The sequence below is a fragment of the Lelliottia sp. RWM.1 genome (assembly GCF_016859735.1).
Taxonomy (GTDB): domain Bacteria; phylum Pseudomonadota; class Gammaproteobacteria; order Enterobacterales; family Enterobacteriaceae; genus Enterobacter.
Genome location: NZ_WLVC01000029.1, coordinates 33,411 through 57,273, shown reverse-complemented (window position 1 = coordinate 57,273; position 23,863 = coordinate 33,411). Strand labels below are relative to the sequence as shown.

The window sequence follows — 23,863 nt, the reverse complement described above, 5'->3', positions numbered from 1 at the left end:
CGCGTTTATTGCGTTAGTCTTGCAACGCGGCGTCAGTTGAGCGTTTTTACCCCCTGCCAGTCCCTCAGCGTCCCTCTACCGGGGTGCGACCGCCTTCAAAAAAATAAATATCTAAACCAAATCCTAACAACAGCACATTTTAGTGACACTAAAATTGCAGCTATGCGTCATCGCAATTACATTGTATTACCAAAAAACGATCGGTTAGCCAGCTAAGAAACTGGCGTCATGAGGATAGGCTGTTGTCAGAGTTGATGTCCCTAACCCTTTTCCTTGCTTCCATTGGCATTTATGCCTGGAAAGCGGGCCGTAACACCTGGTGGTTTGTCGCCACATTAGTGGTGCTCGGTATTTTTGTTGTCTTAAACATTACCTTATATGCCAGCGATTACTTTACCGGTGACGGTATTAATGATGCCGTTCTCTATACCCTGACCAACAGTCTGACCGGCGCGGGTGTGGGCAAGTACATCCTTCCTGGTGCAGGGATCGTACTGGCGTTAGTGGCTATTTTTAGCACGCTGGCCTGGGTGCTGCGCCGCCGTCGCCATCATCCACATCATGTTGGCTACAGCCTGCTGGCACTTTTTCTGGCTCTGGCCTCCGTTGATGCCAGCCCGGCGTTTCACCAGATCACCGAGCTGGTCAAATCGCAGTCACGCGACGGCGATCCGGATTTCATCGCCTACTACAAAGAACCGTCGAAACAGATTGCCCATCCAAAACTTAATCTGGTCTACATCTACGGTGAGAGTCTGGAACGAACCTACTTTGATGACGATGCCTTCCCGAATCTGACGCCAGAACTGGGCGCATTGAAAAATGAAGGACTCGACTTCAGCCACACCATGCAACTCCCCGGTACGGATTACACCATCGCCGGTATGGTGGCCTCGCAGTGCGGCATCCCATTATTTGCGCCGTTTGAAGGTAATGCCTCTGCGTCAATGTCGAGCTTCTTCCCTCAGAATATCTGCCTCGGCGATATCCTGAAAAACTCCGGTTACGAAAACTACTTTGTACAAGGGGCCAACCTGCGTTTTGCCGGTAAAGATGTGTTCCTCCGATCGCACGGTTTTGACCACCTCTTCGGTTCGGAAGAGTTAAAAACCACGGTGGAAGACCCTAACTATCGTAACGACTGGGGCTTCTACGACGACACCGTCCTGGACGAAACCTGGAAAAAGTTTGAAGCGCTGTCCCGTTCCGGTAAGCGTTTCTCCCTCTTTGCCCTGACCGTTGATACCCATCACCCTGACGGGTTTGTGTCACGTACCTGTAAACGCAAACGCTACGATATCAATGGCAAAAACAATAAATCATTCAGTGCGGTCACTTGCAGTCAGGAGCATATCGCGGCGTTAATCGAGAAAATTAAAGCCTCGCCATACTTCAAAGACACGGTGATTGTGGTCTCTTCCGACCACCTGGCGATGAAAAACAGCGCGTGGGACGCGCTGAACAAGCAGGATCGCAGCAACCTGTTCTTTGTTCTGCGTGGCGATCACCCCCAGCAGGATGTTATTGCCACCAAGCGTAACTCGATGGATAACGGCGCAACCGTGCTGGATATTCTGGGAGGCGATAACTTTATTGGCCTGGGCCGCAGTACGCTGTCAGGACAATCTCTGTCGGAAGTTTTCCTCAATATGAGGGAGAAAATCCTCGCGTGGAAGCCAGATATCATCCGCCTGTGGAACTTCCCGAAAGAGATGAAAGACTTCACGATCGACCAGAAGAAAAGCATGATTGCATTCTCGGGCAGCCACTTCCGCCTGCCACTGCTGCTGCGGGTATCGGATAACCGTGTCGAGCCGCTCCCAGAGAGTGAATACTCTGCGCCATTACGTTTCCAGCTGGCTGATTTCGCCCCGCGGGATAACTTTGTCTGGATCGACAAGTGCTACAAAATGGGCCAGCTCTGGTCTCAGCCACTCTCTCTGTCTACCGACTGGTGTGTATCTCAGGGACAACTTGGCGGGGAACAAACCGTCCAGCGTGTCGATAAAGAACTCTGGAAAAGCAAAACCGCGTTTAAAGATACCGTGATCGATACTGCCCGCTATCAGCGCAACGTCGACATGCTGAAAATCGTCGATAACGATATTCGTTACAAAGCCGACAGCTTCATCTTTAACGTGGCGGGCGCGCCGGAAGAGGTTAAACAGTTCAGCGGCATTTCCCGCCCGGAATCCTGGGGACGCTGGTCCAACGCGCAACTGGGTGATGAAGTGAAAATTGAATACGCTCATCCTCTACCAGAGAAATTTGATCTGGTCATTACCGCTAAAGCCTTTGGTCCAAACGCGAACCATCCTATTCCTGTTCGCGTCGGGAATAACGAGCAGGAGCTGGTCCTGGGAAATGATGTCACAACCACCACGCTGCATTTTGACAACCCTTCCCGCAGCAATACCGTGGTCATTGTCCCGCCAGACCCGCAATCCACCAACGAAGGGAATATCCTCGGTCACTCCCCTCGTAAATTGGGCATTGGGATGGTCGAAATTAAAATAGTGAACAGTGAAGGTTAATGTTCTTCCGCGCCCGGCATTCTGTCGGGCGCACAGTCTCAAATCAAAAATCTATAAAGCACTTATAAACAGAAATAATATTCTTTGTTTAACACAAATTCATTTATAAATACCCACAAAAAGAGACCCCCTCTTACACTGAGCACCTCTTAAATACTGACGGCGACAGCTGGCCAGGGTTATCTGTGGAATAAACAAACGATTATGCCCCGCACCACATATGCTGATTATCAGATCATTATCCTGAGTGACAACTACTTCCTGTGGCTCGGCCTCAAAGCCATTGTTTCAGCGATGATGAACCCACGTCCGGACATTTTCTGGATCAATGAGGTTAGGCCTGAGAACATTTTGCGCATCCGCGAACAGGTGATGACAAGTGCCACGGATCTTGGCTGGCTGGTCTTTACCGAGGCGTTTCGGATCAACGATATCCAGGTATATTTGCCCAGTGAGCGGGTCAATGTCCTTGCTGCCGATTTGTCCATCGCCCAGCTCAGCAACCGCTTAAAAACAGCCGACTTCACGGATGTCGCCGAGCCGGATGCCACGCTCACCCGTTCAGAGTTACGGGTCTGCATGCTGATTGGCAAAGGATTAAGTCTGGCGCGTATCGCACAACTGTTAAAAAAATCTCCCAAAACCATCTACACCCACAAGCGAAATGCGATGAGTAAGTTCCACTGCCAAAACCTGGCACAATTTCACCGCAAAATATGCCTGCTTGAGCGGCAGTCGCTCATGCTTTGACCCGTTTACCGTTTACTTATTGATCTGAACAAAAACCAGTTTGGATCAATGTTATCGGTAACATTTTAGATAGAATGGCAGCCTTACCTGATGAACTGTGTGTTCAACACTCACCGTTTGTATTTCGTTCTCTCTGCCTGTTTTACAACTGTCTATGAAATACCTGCTCGCTGATGTCCTCGTCTATAACGACGAAGACGGTTCTCTTTCACGTGTCGATGCGCCGGATGAAGAGCTTCAGATACTCACTGGCACAGCAAATGCCATCATGCAATTGCTGGTGATTCATCACGGGAACGTTGTTGAACGAGAAGTATTTCTGAGCGAGGTCTGGGACGAACGCGGCCTGCAAGGTTCAAATAATTCGTTAAACCAGTACATCAGTATCTTACGGAAAATGCTGGTCAGCCAGTTTCCGGACACCCGATTTATTATCACCATTCCCAAAACGGGGTTCATGCTGAGTGCAGATATCCCGGTGCAGCCTCTTCGGGCAGAGAGAAAAGAGGTTATATCCGCCGAAAAACCGCGTCACGGGTATCCAGCAAGGCTATTGTGCATCGCGATGACGCTGCTTGTGATGACGCTATGCTTCTGGTCAGTGGTGATAAAGCAACAACAGGATCGTACACCGCTGTATCTGCTTACCCGTATCGGGAAGTGCCCGGTGTACACCTTTACCCCCCTGGCGGATGTGTTTCGCGGCAAGGCGATTTCACTGACTCAGGCGATACAGCACGAAGGCAACCGGCCCTGCCTGAACAACTCCGTTTTTTACCTGCACATTCAAAATACGCTCTTCTATGACCACGAAGGACGACTGGTTCTTTCACAATGCTCTCTGACAAAGAGTAAAGCCCGCGCCTGCCGCACGCTCTACTACTACAAGTGGTAAAAATGACACGCAAAAAAGTCAGGCGGGTTATCGCCTTCAATGGGGTTCTGATCGTCCTGGCACTGTTCTGGTATTTCCGCACGCCGCCACTCTCCCTCTCCTGTCAGGGCAATCTCACCTTTACGGATCAACGTACAGCTCCAACATTCAACGTCGAGGGAGGCATTTTTCTTCGCTTTCATGACGACGGAACCGGATATCTCACCCTCAACGGGGACGTCACCCGTAAGCAACAGCGATGGCAAGTGTCACGCCAGGAGATGTTTTCATGGCAACACATGCATGACTCACTCTACGAAATCACGATCCTGAAGATCGAACGTTTTGGGCACGACCAGCTTCCTGACGGCATATTTGAAAAATACATTGAAGGCTTAACCCTCGGTCAAAAACGGTTAGTGACGGTTGAACGCACACCCGATGAGGCTACGGTCATCAGTAACGCCTTTTCACCTTTGCTGGTCTGTGCAGAATAAAAAAAACAGCGCCCAACATCACTCCGGGCGCTGCATGGCAACTAGAACGTAATCACACCTTTAATCAGTTCGCGATTGTTAATCACATCTTTCTCGTAACACTCCGCCAGCGTAGTGAAAGGGTAGCGATGTGTAAGCATCATATCGGCGGTCAATTTCCCCTCGGCCATCAGGCGACCGACTTTGGCGAAATCCTCAGGTGTCGCATTGCGGCTGCCCATCATGGTGGTCTCTTTCTTGTGAAATTCCGGGTCAGAGAACTGCAAATCGCCCTTAAACAACCCCACGAAAACAATGCTGCCACCGTGACGAATCAGATTTACAGTGTTGTTCATCGCACGTGGGTTACCCGTAGCATCAATGACTTTTTGCGCCAGTGAACCACCAAACTGCGCGCGCACCTGGGTGTCGAAATCGTCAGCAGAAGGATCCACTACGGGCACGCCCAACTGGGCAGTGACATGCTCCCGACGCGCCGGACTGGTATCAGCCACCACCACCTGCGCCCCATCCGCTTTTGCAATCGCCGCCGCGCCAAGGCCAATCGGCCCCGCCCCCACCACCAGAACCTGCTCGCCAGGAATGATTGCGGCCCGGCGCACCGCATGTGCGCTAATGGCATACGGCTCAATCAACGCCGCGGCATGGGGATCAATGCCTTCAGCAAGTAACACATTATCAACAGGGACCGACAAATATTCACTGAATCCGCCGTCCTGATGGACACCAATCACCGAGATCTTCTCACAACAGTTGGTGCGCCCACTTTTGCACGCCGGACACTGCTGACAGGCAACGTAAGGAATAACGGCAACCTGCTGACCTGTTTTCATATTGGGTATATTTTTACCCAGCGCAATAATCTCCCCACATATTTCATGCCCTAATACTCGTGGATAACTGAAAAAAGGTTGATTGCCGCCCCAGGCATGAATATCCGTCCCACAAATCCCTACCGCTTTTATTTTTATCAACACGTCACGATCGCCTGGAACCGGTATTTCACGCATTTTCCAGATCAGTTTTTTAGGTTCCTCGCAAATCAGCGTATTAATTGTTGACATCATTCAGCCCTCCCGTTTTTTTGTTGCCTCAGATATCGATGAAAAATAAACGGGCAGAGAAACCAGAGACATAATTTGTGAATAGCTACTCACAAAAATGTTTTAAATCGGGTTTTAATGAACAAAAACGGAGGGAACCATGAGTCGTTCGCAAAACTTACGCCACAATGTGATTAACCAGGTCATCGACGATATGGCACGCGGTCATATTCCGTCCCCCTTACCGTCGCAAAGCGCCCTGGCGGAAATGTACAACATCAGCCGTACAACGGTGCGCCATATCCTGGGCCACCTGAGCGAATGCGGCGTACTGACGCAGGTCGGCAGCGATTATGTCATCGTTCGCAGACCCGATAATGATGACGGATTTGCCTGTACCAGCGCCTCCATGTCCGAACAAAACCGCCTTTTTGAACAGGCTTTTTTCACCATGATTAACCAGCGTCAGCTTCGACCTGGGGAGACATTCTCTGAACTGCAGCTGGCACGGTCAGCGGGTGTCAGCCCGGTTGTTGTACGCGAATATCTTTTAAAATTCGGGCGTTACAACCTCATCCAAAGTGAAAAACGCGGTCAATGGAGCATGAAGCAGTTTGATCAGGCTTATGCAGAGCAACTGTTTGAGCTACGGGAAATGCTGGAGACGCACGCTCTACAGCACTTCCTCAACTTACCCGATGATGACCCTCGCTGGCTTCAGGCAAAAACGCTTCTTGAACGTCATCGAATGCTGCGCGACAGCATCGGCAGCAGCTTTCGTATGTTTTCCCAGCTCGACCGTGATTTCCATGCGCTATTGCTTTCCGCAGCAGGAAACATCTTTTTTAATCAGTCACTTGAAATCATTTCTGTGATATTCCACTTTCACTACCAATGGGATGAGAGCGATCTCAAGCAGCGCAACATCATCGCCATTGACGAGCACATGACTATTCTCAGCGCGCTGATTTGCCGCAGCGACCTGGATGCCACTCTGGCACTCTGTAACCATTTGAATTCAGCCAAACAATCGATGATTCGGTCGATCAATCAGAGTAGTGAGGGTTCTCATTAAGAACGGATTAAAAACAGCAAATTTCTATCAAGTGCACGGTTTCATCAAAATTAAAACGCCGGAAAAATATCCCTTACCTATGCTCACAAACAGTCGACTGCATTAAATAGATTTGTGAGCGGTGGTGATTAATTTATTTCACTGCTGATTTTAAAAATCCACTCTGTGCAACAACAGCTTGCCCAGACAATAAAACTATAACATTCAGGAGTCCGGCGTGGAAAAAAACAATATTACCCTGGATCCGCGTTCTTCATTCGACGCCCCCTCACCTGCGGATATTTCAGTGCCGCCTGAGGGAATGATTCAACGCAGTAGCAGAATAAAACGAATTCAGACAACAGCCATGATTCTTTTATTCTTTGCTGCGGTAATCAATTATCTTGATCGCAGTTCTTTGTCCGTTGCGAATTTAACCATTCGTGAAGAACTGGGACTCAGCGCAACGCAAATTGGCGCACTGCTGTCCGTGTTCTCTCTGGCTTACGGTATTGCACAACTTCCCTGCGGACCGCTGTTAGATCGTAAAGGTCCACGTATTATGCTCGGGCTGGGCATGCTCTTCTGGTCACTCTTCCAGGCGCTTTCCGGCATGGTGCACAGCTTCACGCAATTCGTTCTGGTGCGTATCGGCATGGGGATTGGTGAAGCGCCAATGAACCCGTGCGGTGTGAAGGTGATCAACGACTGGTTCAACATTAAAGAGCGCGGTCGCCCGATGGGCTTCTTCAACGCCGCATCCACCATTGGGGTCGCAATCAGTCCGCCGATTCTGGCCGCCATGATGCTGGTGATGGGCTGGCGTGGCATGTTCATTACCATCGGGATTTTGGGTGTTTTTCTCGCCATTGGCTGGTACATGCTTTACCGCAACCGCGAACAGCTTGAACTGACACCCGTCGAACAGGCCTACCTCAATGCAGGCAGTATCAATGTGCGTCGCGATCCACTGAGCTTTGCCGAATGGCGTAGCCTGTTCCGCAACCGCACCATGTGGGGAATGATGCTGGGTTTCAGCGGAATTAACTACACAGCATGGCTCTATCTGGCCTGGCTACCGGGTTATCTGCAAACCTCCTATAACCTGGATTTAAAAAGCACTGGCCTGATGGCGGCGATCCCCTTCCTGTTTGGCGCAGCCGGTATGTTAGTCAACGGCTATGTCACTGACTGGCTGGTCAAAGGAGGAATGGCCCCCATCAAAAGCCGTAAAATCTGTATTATTGCCGGCATGTTCTGCTCGGCGGCGTTCACTTTCATCGTCCCAAATGCCACCACCTCGATGAGTGCAGTCCTGCTGATCGGTATGGCGCTGTTCTGTATCCATTTTGCCGGAACATCCTGTTGGGGGCTGATCCACGTTGCCGTGGCATCGCGCATGACAGCCTCTGTCGGTAGTATCCAGAACTTTGCGAGCTTTATCTGCGCCTCGTTCGCCCCGATCATCACCGGGTTCATTGTGGATACCACACACTCTTTCCGCCTGGCGCTGATTATCTGCGGCTGCGTCACCGCAATCGGCGCGCTGGCCTATATCTTCCTTGTGCGTCAACCGATCAGCGACCCACGAAAAGACTAAGCCTCACGACCGCCCCGGCAAACGTTATATTGTCGGGGCTGCTACACACCGCGCTATACTTCAGGCCATGAAAATCACCTACCGTCCTGCCACGCAGGCTGACATCACCTCCCTGCCCGCCATTGAACACTCTGCGGGCCAACGTTTTCGCGATCTCCCCGCACTCGCCTGGCTTGCTGACAGCCCCGGCATTTCTGTTGAGCAGCATCAACTCTTCGCCGAACAGGAAATGAGCTGGGTGGCGCTTGCCGATGGGCAACCCGTAGGCTTTGTTCTGGCCGACGCTCATGCTTTGTCGCTGTTTATTGTGGAGTTATCGGTTCATCTGGAATGGCAAGGAAAAGGCATTGGTCGCCAGCTACTGGCCTGTGTTGCTGAAAAGGCGCGCATGCAGAAACGCGCATCCCTCACGCTGACCACTTTCCGGGATGTGCCGTGGAATGCGCCATTTTATATGCGTCTGGGGTTTGCGATGGTGTCAGATGAAGAACTACCGGCAGAGTTACGCCAGAAAAGAGAGGAAGAAACAGCGCACGGTCTCACGTATGGATCACGCTGTGCCATGCGCCTGATGTTAACGTCACGCCCTGCCTGAACAGGGCGTTTTTACATCAGAAAGTTTCCCAGTTATCACCGGCATCGGTAGAGGCCGATTTACGCGCCATAACCGGCGCTGAAGCCGTTTTCACTGAGGTAAATTCGCGCGCACGGGCCTGTTCCTGCTGAATACGGAACACCGCAACAGCCTGAGTCAGACGGCTCGCCTGCTCTTCCAGGGCAGCCGCAGCGGCAGCGGATTCTTCCACCAGCGAGGCGTTTTGCTGAGTCACACGATCCATCTCAGCGACTGCCAGACCAACCTGGTCGATACCACGGCTCTGTTCGTCGGAAGCAGACGCAATTTCGCCCATAATATCAGTCACACGGGTTACCGCATTCACGATTTCACCCATGGTTTCACCGGCACTTTCGACCAGCGTTGAGCCAATCTCAACCCGACCGACAGAGTCTTCAATCAGGCTCTTGATTTCGCGTGCCGCCTGGGCGCTACGCTGTGCCAGGTTACGCACTTCACCGGCCACCACCGCAAACCCGCGGCCCTGCTCACCCGCACGTGCGGCTTCGACGGCAGCGTTCAGTGCGAGGATGTTGGTCTGGAAGGCAATACCATCGATCACGCTGATAATGTCGGCAATTTTCTGCGAACTGCCCGCGATGTCACGCATGGTTTGCACCACGTTATCCACCACTTTCCCCCCTTTCTGTGCGGTTTCAGATGCGCTCAACGCCAGGTTGCTCGCCTGACGGGCGTTTTCGGCGTTCTGCTTAACCGTAGCCGTCAGTTCTTCCATGCTAGCCGCGGTCTCTTCAAGCGAGGCAGCCTGCTGCTCAGTACGGGAGGAGAGATCATTGTTACCCATGGAGATTTCGCTCGCGCCGCTGTAAATGGCGTTCGCTCCGTTACGCACGTCACCCACGGTACGCACCAGCTCACCCTGCATATGACGCAGAGAATCGGCCAGTTCGCCCATCTCGTTAGAACCTTCCACATCGATACGCTTCACCAGGTCGCCGCTGGCGATATGGCGAATACTGTCGATCAGTCGATTGAGTGGGGAAATCAGTGTCTGCTTGATGCCCAGCCAGACAACGACAATCACTACTAGCACCGCAATGAGCACGCTTATCAGCACCCAGATAGCCTGGCCATATGAGCTATTGCTGTCACTCACTGCCGTCTGGTACAGCTGGTCGTTCTGCTGCAAATAGTTCACATATTGCTTCTCAAAACCATCCTGATAGCTCTGCGTCGGCTGGTCGAAGAACGCATTAATCTTTCCTGCACCCAGCAGTTGGATCAGTTCCGCCAGTGCGCCGTGATAGATATCGTAGTTACGTTTAATTTCCAGCGCAGCGGCGTCGCTTTGACGCGGATCGCGCGGCAGAGCTTCGTAGTCAGCCCAGTTTTTTTCCGCCTGTTTCAGAGAAGCAGAGGCAATTTGCATCAAATCAGATACGGTTGCGCCGCTGCCAATATTGCTCTGATCCATCATGTAGCGGATACCCGCACGGTTCAGGGTGTTACGGGTTTGCAGCAACGCCACCCAGCTACCGTTGAGCGTAGATTGCTGCTGACGAATGGTTTGCAGGACGGTGAAATTCTCTTTGTCATGCTTCAGGGCATTGAAGAAAAGACCACCAGAGGTGAGTTGTAACAGACCAAAAATAGCTAAAACCAGCAATAAGCTGGTGACAATCTTGATTCGATTTAACATGTTTTCTCTTTCCATCAGACAGATAACAGAATTTTCGGCCTGGAAAAGGAAAACTTTACGAAAAACGTACTGGCAAGAGGGACAAAATCCCTCTTGTTATGTTGACGGTACAGATGATTAATTCGCCAAAGAAGATATATCCCTGAAAAGTGAATGGGTTATCTCTACACCGTCGCGACTGCTGCGCTGACGAGAAAGATAACGGCGCTCGCCAGGCAACCGCGCACCTTGTTGCTGCATACCCGAAAAAAGTGTCTCAGCACGCGCCAGATGAACCGCCGCGTCATTCCCTAAGAAACGGGATGGATCTAAGGCTAATATCAGTTCTCCGCCATATGGCAGCCCCCCGGCGCCGTCATCCCAGGCCAGTGATTCTGCACTGGTCATGTCACCGATCAGCGGTCCGGCCAGCAATTCAACCATTGCCGCCAGCGCTGACCCTTTGTGCCCACCAAACGTCAACATCGCCCCATCAAGGATCGCCTGCGCATCCGTTGTGGGCTGTCCGTCACCGTCAATCCCCCAGCCTTCTGGCACAGCTTTTCCTGCACGCTGATGGAGCTGAATTTCACCGCGCGCCGCAGCACTGGTGGCCATATCGAAAATAAACGGCGGCGCATCCCCACGCGGCCAGCCAAACGCAATCGGGTTTGTGCCAAACAGGGGTTGTGTTCCGCCTGCAGGGGCAACCCAGGCGTGGCTGGGAGTGGTGGCCAGCGCCACGAGCCCGGCCTCCGTTAATGGCTCAACGTCGGCAAACAGCGCAGAAAAGTGTACGCAGCGGTTAATCGCCAGTGCGGCAATCCCGCAACCGCGCGCCTTTTCAATCAATCGCGGTAAGGCTCTTTCAAACGCCAGCAGCGAAAATGCGCCACCCGCGTCAGCCTTAACGATGGCAGGAGCAGTATCGGTGATAACCGGCTCAGCATCGGGTGAAACCTTACCTTTGCGTAACGTCTCGACAATCCCCAGCAGCCGCCACAGCCCATGAGAAGCGCAGCCATCACGCTCCCCATGGGTAACGTTTTGTGCAATCACAGCGGCATGTTTTTCATTAAAGCCATTCTCGCACAACACCTTATGCGCCAGTGCGTAGGCCTCTTCCAGTGACAGCGTTACTGTTTCCATTGCACTCTCCATTATTGACCTCCCCGCTCAGCAATATGGCGGTTTCCCAGCGCAATAAACTCTTCCAGCAGCGCCGTTAACTGTTTCATTTTCTCCGGCGTATATTCCGCCTCAATCTGCTGATAAGCCTCTTCCACCTGCGCCTGCGCATGCTGATACAGCGCATTGCCCTCCTGGGTCAGCGACACATACAGCTTGCGCTGGTCATTCACTGGTTTTAAGCGTAACACCAGCCCGTCACGCTCCATGCGCGTCAGAATGCCCGTCAGGCTTGGGCGCAAAATACAGGTGCGAAATGCCAGATCGTGAAAATCCATCGATGGGCTTTCCGCCAGCACACGCACAATGCGCCACTGCTGTTCCGTCAGGTTATGCCGCTTCACAATCGGCCGGAAGTAAGACATTGCCGCCTCCCTGGCCTGCAACAGCGCGATGGTTAATGAGTCATGCATAACCTCTCCCCAATAGTCATTAACAAGTAAACAATTCATAAAAGATGTTTTTATAAACAACACATTTTCAGAAAAAAAGTCTAACAGAAACCAATGAATTTCATTAACAACATGATTTATTTGATAATTAAGAACAAAATGTAAATTTATTGTTATGCATATCACAAATTTTTCACTTCTGATTGCCAAATAAACAGCAAAAGCATAAAACCAGATCATTAACATATTAATGAAATCACAGCCCGGACTTCCGGCCTGAGGAGTATGTGAATGAAAGGTACTGTTTTTGCCGTCGCGCTAAACCATCAAAGCCAGCGTGAAGCCTGGAGTGAGGCGTTTAAAAAAGCCCCCTACAACACACCACCGAAAACAGCGGTATGGTTTATCAAACCGCACAATACCGTGATCTGCGCAGGTGAACCGATCCCGCTCCCCCAAGGGGAAACGGTGCTAAGCGGCGCAACGGTTGCGCTGGTCGTGGGTAAAACAGCCAGCAAAGTCCGCGTGGATGAGGCGGCGGAATACATTGCCGGATATGCGCTCGCCAACGAAGTGAGCCTGCCGGAAGAGAGCTTTTATCGCCCGGCGATTAAAGCCAAATGCCGCGACGGATTTTGCCCACTGGGAGCACTCTCCACCGTCGATAACATCGATGCCCTGACCATCATCACCGAAATCAACGGCCGCGAAGCGGATCACTGGAACACCCGTGATTTACAGCGCAGTGCCGCAGAGCTGTTAAGCGCGCTGAGTGAGTTCGCCACGCTAAACCCCGGCGATGCGATCCTGATTGGTACACCGCATACCCGCGTAGCGCTTCGCCACGGCGATCGCGTGCGTATTCTGGCAAAAGGCTTCCCAACGCTTGAAAACCCGGTGGTTGACGAGCGTGAGGTCTCTACTGCGCAAGGCCCACATCCCCACGCCACGCTGTTTGCCCTCGGACTGAACTACGCCGATCACGCCAGCGAGCTGGACTTTAAGCCGCCTACCGAACCGCTGGTATTTATCAAAGCGCCGAACACCTTTAACGGCGACAACCAGGCGTCAGTACGCCCGCACAATGTGGAATACATGCACTACGAGGCGGAACTGGTGGTGGTCATCGGCAAAACGGCGCGCAAGGTCAGTGAAGCTGAAGCAATGGATTATGTCGCGGGTTACACGGTGTGTAACGACTACGCCATCCGCGACTATCTGGAAAACTACTACCGCCCAAACCTGCGGGTAAAAAGCCGTGACGGGTTAACCCCCATCAGCCCAAACGTTGTGGCGAAAGAGACCATCCCCGATCCACACAATTTAGCCCTGCGCACCTGGGTTAACGGTGAACTGCGCCAGGAAGGAACCACCGCAGATTTGATCTTCAGCATCCCGTTCCTGATTGCTTACCTGAGCGAATTTATGACCCTGCAACCAGGCGACATGATTGCCACCGGCACGCCAAAAGGCCTTTCTGACGTCAAGCCTGGCGATGAAGTGATCGTGGAAGTGGAAGGTGTGGGACGTCTGGTCAATCGAATTGTCAGTGAGGAAAGCGTGAAATGAAAAAGATAAACCATTGGATCAACGGTAAAAACATCGCGGGAAGCGACTACTTCCCGACCACGAATCCCGCAACTGGCGACGTATTAGCGGAAGTGGCCTCCGGCAGTGAAAGCGATGTGAACCAGGCCGTTGCCGCGGCAAAAGAGGCCTTCCCGAAATGGGCCAACCTGCCAATGAAAGAGCGCGCTCGCCTGATGCGTCGCCTGGGCGAGTTGATCGACGAAAACGTGCCAGACATCGCGGCAATGGAAACCGCCGACACCGGTCTGCCGATCCACCAGACCAAAAACGTTCTGATCCCGCGTGCCTCACACAACTTCGAATTCTTCGCCGAGGTATGCCAGCAGATGAACGGCAAGACCTACCCGGTTGACGACAAAATGCTGAACTACACGCTGGTGCAGCCCGTCGGCGTTTGTGCGTTAGTGTCTCCGTGGAACGTTCCGTTCATGACTGCGACCTGGAAAGTCGCGCCGTGTCTGGCGCTCGGAAATACTGCAGTACTGAAAATGTCTGAACTGTCGCCGCTGACGGCCGACCGTCTGGGCGAGCTGGCGCTGGAAGCAGGGATCCCGGCGGGTGTACTGAACGTCGTGCAGGGTTACGGTGCAACCGCAGGTGACGCGCTGGTACGCCATCACGATGTCCGGGCGGTCTCCTTTACCGGCGGTACGGCAACTGGTCGCAACATCATGAAGAACGCCGGCCTGAAAAAGTACTCAATGGAGCTTGGGGGGAAATCTCCGGTGCTGATTTTTGAAGATGCGGACATCGAACGCGCGCTGGACGCTGCCCTGTTCACCATCTTCTCCATCAACGGCGAGCGATGCACCGCCGGTTCCCGCATTTTCATTCAGAAAAGTATCTATCCGGAGTTCGTGAAACGCTTCGCCGAGCGTGCTAACCGTCTGCGCGTGGGCGATCCAGCCGATCCGACGACTCAGGTGGGCGCACTGATTAGCCATCAGCACTGGGAGAAAGTCTCCGGTTATATCCGTCTGGGGATTGAAGAGGGAGCAACCCTGCTGGCGGGCGGCCCGGATAAGCCGACCGATCTGCCTGCACACCTTCGCAGCGGCAATTTCCTGCGCCCCACCGTACTGGCCGATGTCGATAACCGTATGCGCGTGGCGCAGGAAGAGATCTTCGGCCCCGTCGCCTGTCTGCTGCCATTTAAAGACGAGGCGGAAGGCCTGCGCCTGGCAAACGACATTGAATACGGTCTGGCGTCTTACATCTGGACACAGGACATCAGCAAGGTCTTGCGTCTGGCGCGGGGTATCGAAGCGGGCATGGTGTTCGTAAACACCCAGAACGTCCGCGATCTTCGTCAGCCGTTTGGTGGCGTGAAAGCCTCTGGTACGGGCCGTGAAGGTGGGGAATACAGCGTTGAGGTCTTCGCCGAGATGAAAAACGTCTGCATCTCCATGGGCGACCATCCAATTCCAAAATGGGGAGTCTGAAATGGGCACATTAGCCTTAGCCGCAAAAATCACCCACGTTCCGTCAATGTATCTCTCTGAGCTACCGGGGAAAAACCATGGCTGTCGTCAGTCGGCTATCGACGGGCACAAAGAGATCAGCAAGCGCTGCCGGGAGCTCGGCGTCGATACAATCATCGTGTTCGACACCCACTGGCTGGTGAACAGCGCCTACCACATCAACTGTGCGGACCATTTCTCCGGCCTCTACACCAGTAACGAGCTGCCCCACTTTATTCGCGATATGACCTACGACTACGACGGCAATCCGGAACTCGGCCAACTCATCGCCGACGAAGCAGTGAAGCTTGGCGTGCGAGCTAAAGCGCACAACATCCCAAGCCTGAAACTGGAATACGGCACGCTCGTGCCGATGCGCTACATGAACAGTGACAAGACATTCAGGGTGATCTCCATCTCCGCGTTTTGCACCGTTCACGACTTTGCCGACAGCCGCAAGCTGGGTGAGGCCATCGTCAGCGCGATTGAAAAATATGACGGTACGGTTGCCGTACTTGCCAGTGGTTCACTGTCACACCGCTTTATTGACGACCAGCGCGCGGAAGAAGGGATGAACAGCTATACCCGCGAGTTTGATCGTCAGATGGACGAGCGCGTGGTGAAACTGTGGCGCGAAGGCCAGTTTAAAGCGTTCTGCAATATGCTGCCGGAATACGCCGACTACTGCTACGGCGAGGGCAATATGCACGACACCGTCATGTTGCTCGGCATGCTTGGCTGGGACAAGTACGACGGCAAGGTGGAGTTCCTGACGGAGCTGTTCGCCAGCTCCGGTACAGGCCAGGTTAACGCTGTTTTTCCGCTCCCTGCCTAAGGACGCATCATGCCGCATTTTATCGCTGAATGTACGGACAACATCCGCGAGCAGGCCGATTTACCGGGTCTTTTCGCCAAAGTGAACGAGGCGCTGGCCGCCACCGGTGTTTTCCCTCTGGGAGGTATTCGCAGCCGCGCACACTGGCTGGATACCTGGCAGATGGCTGACGGCAAGCACGACTACGCGTTTGTACATATGACGCTGAAAATCGGTGCGGGTCGCAGTCTGGAGAGCCGGGAAGCCGTTGGTGAAATGCTGTTCGGGCTTATCAAAACGCATTTTGCCGAACTGATGGCAAGCCGCTATCTGGCGCTGTCGTTCGAGCTTGATGAGCTGCACCCGACGCTCAATTACAAACAAAACAATGTGCACGCGTTATTTCGCTGAGGTTTTCTATGCTCGACAAACATACCCATACCCTGATTGCCCACCGTCTGCATCAGGCTGAGCAGTCCCGGGAACAGATCCGCCAGATCTCACTCGATTACCCAACGATCACCCTCGACGATGCTTACGCCGTACAACGCGAATGGGTAAGCCTGAAAATCGCCGAAGGCCGCGTGCTGAAAGGCCACAAAATCGGCCTCACGTCGAAAGCGATGCAAGCCAGTTCACAGATCAGTGAACCCGATTACGGAGCGTTGCTCGACGACATGTTTTTCCACGACGGCAGCGATATTCCGACTGAGCGCTTTATCGTCCCACGCATCGAAGTAGAACTGGCGTTTGTGCTGGCGAAACCGCTGCGCGGCCCGAACTGCACCCTGTTTGATGTCTACAACGCGACGGATTATGTGATCCCGGCACTGGAGCTGATTGATGCCCGTTGCCACAACATCGATCCTGAAACCCAGCGTCCACGCAAAGTGTTCGACACCATTTCGGACAACGCGGCTAACGCGGGGGTGATCCTCGGCGGTCGTCCCATTAAACCTGACGCCCTGGATCTGCGCTGGATCTCCGCCCTGCTCTATCGCAATGGCGTGATTGAGGAGACTGGCGTCGCGGCTGGCGTATTGAATCATCCGGCCAATGGCGTGGCCTGGCTGGCCAACAAACTGGCCCCGTATGATGTTCAACTCGAACCCGGCCAAATCATCCTTGGCGGATCATTTACCCGACCGGTTGCCGCCAGCAAAGGCGATACCTTCCATGTCGACTACGGCAACATGGGCTCGATTAGCTGCCGCTTTGTGTAAGGAGATCCACATGCAAAATAGCTTCAAAGAGGCGCTGAAAGCCGGCCGCCCGCAAATCGGTTTGTGGCTGGGGCTGACCAGCAGTTACAGCGCCGAACTGCTGGCTGGTGCAGGCTTTGACTGGCTTCTGATCGACGGGGAACACGCGCCTAATAACGTGCAAACTGTGTTGACCCAGTTACAGGCCATTGCGCCGTATGCCAGTCAGCCGGTCGTGCGTCCGTCATGGAACGACCCGGTGCAGATCAAACAACTGCTGGACGTTGGCGCACAAACACTACTGATTCCGATGGTACAAAACGCCGACGAAGCGCGTCTGGCGGTTAGCGCGACACGTTATCCTCCCGCAGGCATTCGCGGCGTGGGCAGCGCACTGGCACGCGCCTCACGCTGGAACCGCATACCGGATTATCTGCATCAGGCCAACGATGCCATGTGTGTTCTGGTGCAAATCGAAACCCGTGAAGCGCTGAAAAATCTGCCGCAGATCCTGGATATCGATGGGGTAGACGGCGTGTTTATCGGCCCTGCGGATCTCAGTGCCGATATGGGCTTTGCAGGAGATCCGCAGCACCCCGACGTTCAGGCCGCCATCGAACAGGCCATTGCGCAGATCCGCGCGGCGGGCAAAGCGCCCGGCATCCTGATGGCGAACGAGGTGCTGGCAAAACGTTACCTTGAACTCGGCGCGCTGTTTGTCGCCGTTGGGGTCGATACCACCCTGCTGGCACGCGCAGCAGAAGCGCTGGCGGAACGCTTTGGCGCAGGACAAAAAGCGCCAGATTCAGGCGTGTATTAACGCTGCTACCCACAACACACCCGCTGCATCCTACAAAAATTCCCATCAGAGGAAAGACAATGAGCGATACATCATCAGCACTTCCGGACCAGCTCGATCCGGCAAATCAGCATAAGCAACTGACCACCCGGCAACAGGCGGTCATCAACAAACTGTTTCGTCGGTTGATCGTATTTTTGTTCGTCCTGTTTATTTTTTCGTTTTTGGATCGCATCAATATCGGCTTTGCCGGCCTCACGATGGGCCGTGATCTCGGCCTCAGCGCCACCATGTTTGGTCTGGCAACGACCCTGTTTTACGCCGCTTATGTGATCTTCGGGATCCCCAGCAATATCATGCTGGGGATCGTCGGTGCACGACGCTGGATCGCCACCATCATGGTGCTGTGGGGCGTAGCCTCTACTGCAACGATGTTTGCCACCGGGCCGAACAGCCTGTACATCCTGCGTATCCTGGTGGGCATTACCGAAGCCGGTTTTCTGCCGGGTATTCTGGTCTATTTAACCTACTGGTTCCCGGCGTTTTTCCGTGCCCGCGCCAATGCCCTCTTTATGATTGCCATGCCCGTCACCACCGCGCTGGGATCTATCGTCTCCGGCTATATCCTGGCGCTGGATGGCATACTGAATTTGCACGGCTGGCAGTGGCTGTTCCTGCTGGAAGGTTTCCCGTCAGTTCTCCTTGGGATCATGGTGTGGTTCTGGCTGGATGACTCCCCTTCCAAAGCCAAATGGCTGACCGATGATGACAAAAAATGCCTGCAGGAGATGATGGATAACGACAGGCTGACGCTGGTGCAGCCCGAAGGGGCAATCAGCCATCACGCCATGCAGCAACGCAGTCTGTGGCGTGAGGTGTTCACTCCGATTGTGCTGATGTATACGCTGGCCTATTTTTGCCTGACCAACACCCTGAGCGCCATCAGCATCTGGACGCCGCAGATCCTCAAAAGCTTCAACGAGGGCAGCAGCAATATCACCATTGGCCTGCTGGCCGCCATCCCGCAAGTTTGCACCATTCTTGGCATGATTTACTGGAGCCGACATTCCGATAAGTACCAGGAACGCAAACACCACACCGCCCTGCCGTATCTGTTTGCTGCCGTGGGCTGGTTACTGGCTTCCGCAACCAGCCACAGCATGATCCAACTGCTGGGGATCATCATGGCCTCCACCGGCTCCTTTAGCGCGATGGCGATCTTCTGGACCACACCAGATCAATCTATTAGCTTCCGCGCACGGGCCATCGGGATTGCGGTGATCAACGCCACCGGCAACATCGGATCGGCGCTCAGTCCTTTTGTGATCGGCTGGCTGAAAGATTTAACTGGCAGCTTCAACAGTGGCCTGTGGTTTGTGGCAGCCCTGCTGGTTGTTGGGGCGATCATTATCTGGACGATCCCGATGAAAGCGTCGCGTCCGCGCGCCACGCCGTAAGGAGCGGTTATGTGCCAAAGCCCGATCGCCAATATTGATATCAGCAAAGAGTATGACGAAAGTCTGGGTACGGACGATGTGCACTACCAGTCATTTGCCCGTATGGCGGCCTTTTTTGGCCGCGATATGCAGGCACATCGCCATGATCAGTACTTTCAGATGCACTTTCTCGATACCGGGCAGATCGAGCTACAGCTCGACGATCACCGCTATTCGGTGCAAGCTCCGCTGTTTGTCCTTACGCCGCCGTCCGTTCCGCATGCCTTTATCACGGAATCAGACAGCGACGGGCATGTGCTGACGGTGCGAGAAGATCTGATCTGGCCCCTGCTGGAAGTGCTCTACCCTGGCACGCGGGAAACGTTCGGTCTGCCGGGTATGTGCCTGTCACTGGCCGATAAGCCGGATGAGCTGGCCGCCCTCAAGCATTACTGGCAGCTGATTGAGCGAGAGTCTACCGAGCAGTTGCCAGGGCGCGAGCATACGCTGGTACTCCTCGCTCAGGCGGTGTTTACCCTCCTGCTGCGTAATGCGAGGCTCGACGATCATGCGGCAAGTGGGATGCGTGGCGAACTGAAGCTGTTCCAGCGCTTTAACCAGATGATCGACACGCATTTCCACCAGCACTGGACGGTTCCGGACTACGCCTGCGAGCTGCATCTGACCGAATCGCGCCTGACTGATATCTGTCGGCGCTTTGCCAACCGCCCGCCCAAGCGGCTGATCTTTGACCGACAACTGCGTGAAGCCAGGCGTCTACTGCTGTTCTCCGATAGGGCCGTAAGCGAAATTGCCTGGCAGCTTGGGTTTAAAGATCCGGCCTATTTCGCACGTTTTTTTAATCGCTTGGTCGGGTGCTCACCCAGCGCGTACCGGGCGCAGAAAGTACCGGTTACCCCTCTCCCTAAAGGGGAAAGAGGGTAATTGTTCCCTCTCCCTTCTGGGGAGTGGGTTAGGGTGAGGGGACCGCGATCACAAAACCCGCACCCGCCCGAAAAGTACCCGCCGTTGTCCCAATCGTCCCTTCACGCCACGCGCCTCTCGCGCTTCAATTAAACAACAAAAACAAAACATAAATTTAACAATAATATTCCGATTAATACTGAAGAGGTCCCTATGAAACCTGAAGATTTCCGCGCAAGCGCCACACGTCCCTTAACCGGCGAAGAGTATCTGAAGAGCCTGCAGGATGGGCGTGAGATTTACATCTATGGCGAACGCGTTAAAGACGTCACGACCCATCCTGCATTTCGCAATGCGGCAGCATCCGTTGCACAAATGTACGATGCACTGCACAAGCCAGAGATGCAGGACGCGCTGTGCTGGGGAACCGATACGGGCAGCGGCGGTTATACCCATAAGTTCTTCCGCGTGGCGAAAAGTGCAGACGATCTCCGCCAGCAGCGCGATGCCATTGCGGAGTGGTCACGCCTGAGCTACGGCTGGATGGGACGTACACCCGACTACAAAGCCGCCTTTGGTTGCGCCCTGGGGGCCAACCCGGCGTTTTACGGCCAGTTCGAGCAGAACGCCCGTAACTGGTACACCCGCATCCAGGAAACGGGCCTGTATTTTAATCACGCGATTGTGAACCCGCCTATTGACCGCCATAAACCCGCTGATGAAGTGAAAGATGTCTACATCAAGCTGGAGAAAGAGACGGATGCCGGGATCATCGTCAGCGGGGCAAAAGTGGTGGCAACCAACTCAGCGCTCACTCACTACAACATGATCGGCTTTGGATCAGCGCAAGTGATGGGTGACAACCCGGACTTCGCCCTGATGTTCGTCGCGCCAATGGACGCAGAAGGGGTAAAACTGATTTCTCGCGCCTCCTACGAGATGGTGGCAGGTGCGACCGGCTCCCCATTCGATTACCCGCTCTCCAGTCGCTTTGACGAAAATGATGCGATTCTGGTGATGGATCATGTGCTGATTCCGTGGGAAAACGTGCTGATCTACCGCGATTTTGATCGCTGCCGTCGCTGGACAATGGAAGGCGGTTTTGCCCGTATGTACCCGCTTCAGGCCTGTGTGCGCCTGGCGGTAAAACTCGACTTCATCACCGCCCTGCTGAAAAAGTCGCTGGAATGTACCGGCACGCTGGAGTTCCGAGGTGTACAGGCCGATCTCGGTGAAGTGGTGGCCTGGCGCAATATGTTCTGGGCGTTGAGCGACTCCATGTGCTCTGAAGCCACCCCATGGGTCAACGGCGCATATCTGCCGGATCATGCCGCGCTCCAGACGTACCGCGTAATGGCCCCGATGGCCTACGCCAAGATCAAAAACATTATCGAACGTAACGTCACCAGCGGCCTGATCTATCTGCCGTCCAGTGCCCGTGATCTGAATAACCCACAAATCGATCAGTATCTGGCGAAATACGTTCGCGGCTCCAACGGCATGGATCATGTCGAACGCATCAAGATCCTGAAACTGATGTGGGATGCCATTGGCAGCGAGTTTGGCGGCCGCCATGAGCTGTATGAAATTAACTACTCCGGTAGCCAGGATGAGATCCGCCTGCAGTGCCTGCGTCAGGCGCAGACCTCCGGTAACATGGACAAGATGATGGCGATGGTCGACCGCTGTATGTCCGAGTACGACCAACACGGCTGGACTGTGCCACACCTGCACAACAACAGCGATATCAACATGCTGGATAAGCTGCTGAAATAACGCAGCGGGAGGTTTCAATGCAACCCAATGAACAACGCCTGCGTTTTCGCGATGCAATGGCCAGCCTGTCGGCAGCGGTCAATATTGTGACCACTGAAGGGGAAGCCGGCCGCTGTGGCATTACCGCCACCGCCGTTTGCTCCGTCACAGACACGCCTCCCTCACTGATGGTGTGCATCAACGCCAACAGCGCCATGAACCCGGTTTTTCAGGGAAATGGAAAACTGTGCGTCAACGTACTGAATCACGAGCAGGAGATCATGGCCCGCCACTTCGCCGGGATGACCGGAATGGCGATGGAGGATCGTTTTACCCTCTCCTGCTGGCAAAAAGGCCCGCTCGCGCAACCGGTACTGACAGGCGCGCTGGCAAGCCTTGAAGGGGTGATAAGCCAGGTGCAAACCATCGGCACGCATCTTGTCTATCTGGTTGAAATTAAAAACATCATCCTGAGTGAAGAGGGCCACGGTCTGATCTATTTTAAACGCCAGTTCCACCCGGTAATCGGGGAGCTTGACGCCGTCGTATGATCCCCAATGCGCTGGCTATTCTCAGGCCAGCGCATCCCCCCGCAAATAATATTAATGTTTCCGCTAAATCACGCCGTTATATAACCATAAGATAAATTTTTTGTGTCTGAATACTGACATTCCCTGTCAGTGCCATCTGCATAATTCAGCGCATCATCATAAAATAGACAGGAATACCTTATGGCTAATTCGACGCGGAGCCGCTCGGCTGAACGTCTGGTCGATATTCTGATGGAGCTACATTTAAACGGTGTGGTCAACCGCAGTGCACTGATGGAAAAATTTAAAATTACTGAGCGCACCGTATACCGGGATTTGAATGCGCTTTCTCCCATTGTTGAACACACCGGAAGCGGGCAATATCGCCTGATTCATTCTGCTCAAATATCCGCCGGACAAGGCCTGCATCACACCATTGCTAACTTCCTGAATGCTGATAGCTTTTTCCCTGACCGGAGCGCGGAGTTTTGGCAAAAACTCGAGTCACGCGTCGACGATAACCATATTCTTATTCTGAGCAATGATGCAGAACATACTGTGCAAACGGATATTCGTCGCCATTTACCCAATATTGAGAAATCGATTAAGAATCGTAATGTTTGCCAGATCGTTTATAAAGGCAAGACGCGCCTCATTAATCCCTACAAACTCATTAACAAAAAAAATATATGGTATTTACAAGCGACCGAGAGTAGCCGACTAAAATCCTTCTCGCTGAGTCAGATAAGCTGGTTTGATATTCAAAGCACCACATTTACCCCTGACAATAATGCGGTTGAATTACTGGAGAAAAGCCTCGATCCCTGGGTATCAACAGATAATTTCGAAGTGAAAATATTCATTAACGATAATATTTCACACTACTTCAGACGACGTAATCTGCTGCCGGAGCAGGCGTTAATCGCCGAACAGAGCGGGGGCATAACGCTACGTTGCCAGGCCGCACATGAGAATCAGATCCTGCCGCTGATTTTCTACTGGCTGCCCAATATCCAGATTTTAGAACCGGAGTGGCTCAAGGATAAACTCCTTGAGACTCTGGAAGGCTATCTGACACAAGTTCCTGAAGAACAATCTTAGTGATCTTAATCACATAATGACACCCGATTGCGGCGAGCCTGAACCACTCGTCCGCATCTTTGACC

Annotated in this window: 22 protein-coding genes; 18 read left to right on the top strand and 4 right to left on the bottom strand. The window is 53.3% G+C overall.

Features of this window, described 5'->3' with window-relative positions; genetic code table 11:
- Nucleotides 1-242: 242 nt before the first annotated feature.
- The 4 genes from opgB (at nucleotide 243) to GF617_RS18415 (ending at nucleotide 4,655) form a co-directional block, all read left to right on the top strand.
- On the top strand, nucleotides 243-2,534 hold the full coding sequence (opgB, locus tag GF617_RS18430; RefSeq protein WP_181622134.1) for a phosphatidylglycerol--membrane-oligosaccharide glycerophosphotransferase: 2,292 nt from the start codon (nucleotides 243-245) through the stop codon (nucleotides 2,532-2,534).
- A 204-nt stretch (nucleotides 2,535-2,738) separates the two neighbouring features.
- A complete protein-coding gene (locus GF617_RS18425) occupies nucleotides 2,739-3,284 on the top strand; it encodes a helix-turn-helix transcriptional regulator (protein ID WP_181622133.1) in 546 nt (181 codons plus the stop codon).
- Between the two features lie 154 nt (nucleotides 3,285-3,438).
- Complete coding sequence (locus GF617_RS18420) at nucleotides 3,439-4,179, top strand: winged helix-turn-helix domain-containing protein (protein WP_203452223.1); 741 nt, start codon at nucleotides 3,439-3,441, stop codon at nucleotides 4,177-4,179.
- A gap of 2 nt (nucleotides 4,180-4,181) precedes the next feature.
- A complete protein-coding gene (locus GF617_RS18415) occupies nucleotides 4,182-4,655 on the top strand; it encodes a FidL-like protein (protein WP_181622131.1) in 474 nt (157 codons plus the stop codon).
- A gap of 41 nt (nucleotides 4,656-4,696) precedes the next feature.
- Here the strand turns inward: GF617_RS18415 and GF617_RS18410 are convergent, their stop codons facing one another.
- Entirely contained in the window at nucleotides 4,697-5,719 is a 1,023-nt protein-coding gene (locus GF617_RS18410) for a zinc-binding alcohol dehydrogenase family protein (RefSeq protein ID WP_203452227.1), read from the bottom strand.
- A gap of 139 nt (nucleotides 5,720-5,858) precedes the next feature.
- On the opposite strand from GF617_RS18410, the gene GF617_RS18405 reads away from it, so the two are divergent.
- From GF617_RS18405 to GF617_RS18395, 3 genes are all read left to right on the top strand, one after another.
- The gene (locus tag GF617_RS18405) at nucleotides 5,859-6,773 is read left to right on the top strand and encodes a GntR family transcriptional regulator (protein WP_203452222.1); all 915 of its coding nucleotides are present in this window, start codon (nucleotides 5,859-5,861) and stop codon (nucleotides 6,771-6,773) included.
- A gap of 217 nt (nucleotides 6,774-6,990) precedes the next feature.
- Nucleotides 6,991-8,352 carry an MFS transporter gene (locus tag GF617_RS18400; RefSeq protein ID WP_203452221.1) on the top strand — a complete coding sequence of 454 codons (1,362 nt, stop codon included), beginning with the start codon at nucleotides 6,991-6,993 and terminating at the stop codon, nucleotides 8,350-8,352.
- A 67-nt stretch (nucleotides 8,353-8,419) separates the two neighbouring features.
- Entirely contained in the window at nucleotides 8,420-8,947 is a 528-nt protein-coding gene (locus tag GF617_RS18395; protein WP_181622128.1) for a GNAT family N-acetyltransferase, read from the top strand.
- A gap of 16 nt (nucleotides 8,948-8,963) precedes the next feature.
- Here GF617_RS18395 and tsr read toward each other — a convergent pair whose 3' ends face one another.
- The 3 genes from tsr to hpaR all read right to left on the bottom strand — a co-directional run bounded on the left by tsr (nucleotide 8,964) and on the right by hpaR (nucleotide 12,208).
- Entirely contained in the window at nucleotides 8,964-10,628 is a 1,665-nt protein-coding gene (gene tsr, locus GF617_RS18390; RefSeq protein WP_181622127.1) for a methyl-accepting chemotaxis protein, read from the bottom strand.
- Nucleotides 10,629-10,745: 117 nt separating this feature from the next.
- Nucleotides 10,746-11,756 (bottom strand): Ldh family oxidoreductase, encoded by a 1,011-nt coding sequence (locus tag GF617_RS18385; RefSeq protein WP_181622126.1) that lies wholly within the window; start codon nucleotides 11,754-11,756, stop codon nucleotides 10,746-10,748.
- 11 nt (nucleotides 11,757-11,767) lie between these two features.
- The gene (gene hpaR / locus GF617_RS18380; RefSeq protein WP_181622125.1) at nucleotides 11,768-12,208 is read right to left on the bottom strand and encodes a homoprotocatechuate degradation operon regulator HpaR; all 441 of its coding nucleotides are present in this window, start codon (nucleotides 12,206-12,208) and stop codon (nucleotides 11,768-11,770) included.
- Between the two features lie 270 nt (nucleotides 12,209-12,478).
- On the opposite strand from hpaR, the gene hpaG reads away from it, so the two are divergent.
- The 11 genes from hpaG to GF617_RS18325 all read left to right on the top strand — a co-directional run bounded on the left by hpaG (nucleotide 12,479) and on the right by GF617_RS18325 (nucleotide 23,798).
- Nucleotides 12,479-13,756, top strand: coding sequence for a 4-hydroxyphenylacetate degradation bifunctional isomerase/decarboxylase (hpaG, locus tag GF617_RS18375; protein ID WP_203452220.1), 1,278 nt, complete (start codon nucleotides 12,479-12,481; stop codon nucleotides 13,754-13,756).
- On the top strand, nucleotides 13,753-15,219 hold the full coding sequence (hpaE, locus tag GF617_RS18370) for a 5-carboxymethyl-2-hydroxymuconate semialdehyde dehydrogenase (protein ID WP_181622123.1): 1,467 nt from the start codon (nucleotides 13,753-13,755) through the stop codon (nucleotides 15,217-15,219). The genes hpaG and hpaE overlap by 4 nt, the downstream gene beginning before the upstream one ends.
- Nucleotide 15,220: 1 nt before the next feature.
- Nucleotides 15,221-16,072 carry a 3,4-dihydroxyphenylacetate 2,3-dioxygenase gene (gene hpaD, locus GF617_RS18365; protein ID WP_181622122.1) on the top strand — a complete coding sequence of 284 codons (852 nt, stop codon included), beginning with the start codon at nucleotides 15,221-15,223 and terminating at the stop codon, nucleotides 16,070-16,072.
- Nucleotides 16,073-16,081: 9 nt separating this feature from the next.
- Entirely contained in the window at nucleotides 16,082-16,462 is a 381-nt protein-coding gene (locus GF617_RS18360) for a 5-carboxymethyl-2-hydroxymuconate Delta-isomerase (RefSeq protein ID WP_181622121.1), read from the top strand.
- 8 nt (nucleotides 16,463-16,470) lie between these two features.
- The gene (gene hpaH / locus GF617_RS18355) at nucleotides 16,471-17,274 is read left to right on the top strand and encodes a 2-oxo-hept-4-ene-1,7-dioate hydratase (protein WP_203452219.1); all 804 of its coding nucleotides are present in this window, start codon (nucleotides 16,471-16,473) and stop codon (nucleotides 17,272-17,274) included.
- Nucleotides 17,275-17,284: 10 nt separating this feature from the next.
- Nucleotides 17,285-18,073 (top strand): 4-hydroxy-2-oxoheptanedioate aldolase, encoded by a 789-nt coding sequence (gene hpaI / locus GF617_RS18350; protein ID WP_203452218.1) that lies wholly within the window; start codon nucleotides 17,285-17,287, stop codon nucleotides 18,071-18,073.
- A gap of 59 nt (nucleotides 18,074-18,132) precedes the next feature.
- Nucleotides 18,133-19,509: a 4-hydroxyphenylacetate permease gene (hpaX, locus tag GF617_RS18345; RefSeq protein ID WP_181622118.1), complete on the top strand. Its 1,377-nt coding sequence runs from the start codon at nucleotides 18,133-18,135 to the stop codon at nucleotides 19,507-19,509.
- Between the two features lie 9 nt (nucleotides 19,510-19,518).
- The gene (hpaA, locus tag GF617_RS18340; protein ID WP_203452217.1) at nucleotides 19,519-20,433 is read left to right on the top strand and encodes a 4-hydroxyphenylacetate catabolism regulatory protein HpaA; all 915 of its coding nucleotides are present in this window, start codon (nucleotides 19,519-19,521) and stop codon (nucleotides 20,431-20,433) included.
- 192 nt (nucleotides 20,434-20,625) lie between these two features.
- Nucleotides 20,626-22,188, top strand: coding sequence for a 4-hydroxyphenylacetate 3-monooxygenase, oxygenase component (gene hpaB / locus GF617_RS18335; protein WP_181622116.1), 1,563 nt, complete (start codon nucleotides 20,626-20,628; stop codon nucleotides 22,186-22,188).
- A gap of 17 nt (nucleotides 22,189-22,205) precedes the next feature.
- Complete coding sequence (locus GF617_RS18330; RefSeq protein WP_181622115.1) at nucleotides 22,206-22,718, top strand: 4-hydroxyphenylacetate 3-monooxygenase reductase subunit; 513 nt, start codon at nucleotides 22,206-22,208, stop codon at nucleotides 22,716-22,718.
- Between the two features lie 180 nt (nucleotides 22,719-22,898).
- Nucleotides 22,899-23,798 (top strand): YafY family protein, encoded by a 900-nt coding sequence (locus tag GF617_RS18325; protein ID WP_181622114.1) that lies wholly within the window; start codon nucleotides 22,899-22,901, stop codon nucleotides 23,796-23,798.
- The last annotated feature ends 65 nt before the right edge of the window (nucleotides 23,799-23,863 follow it).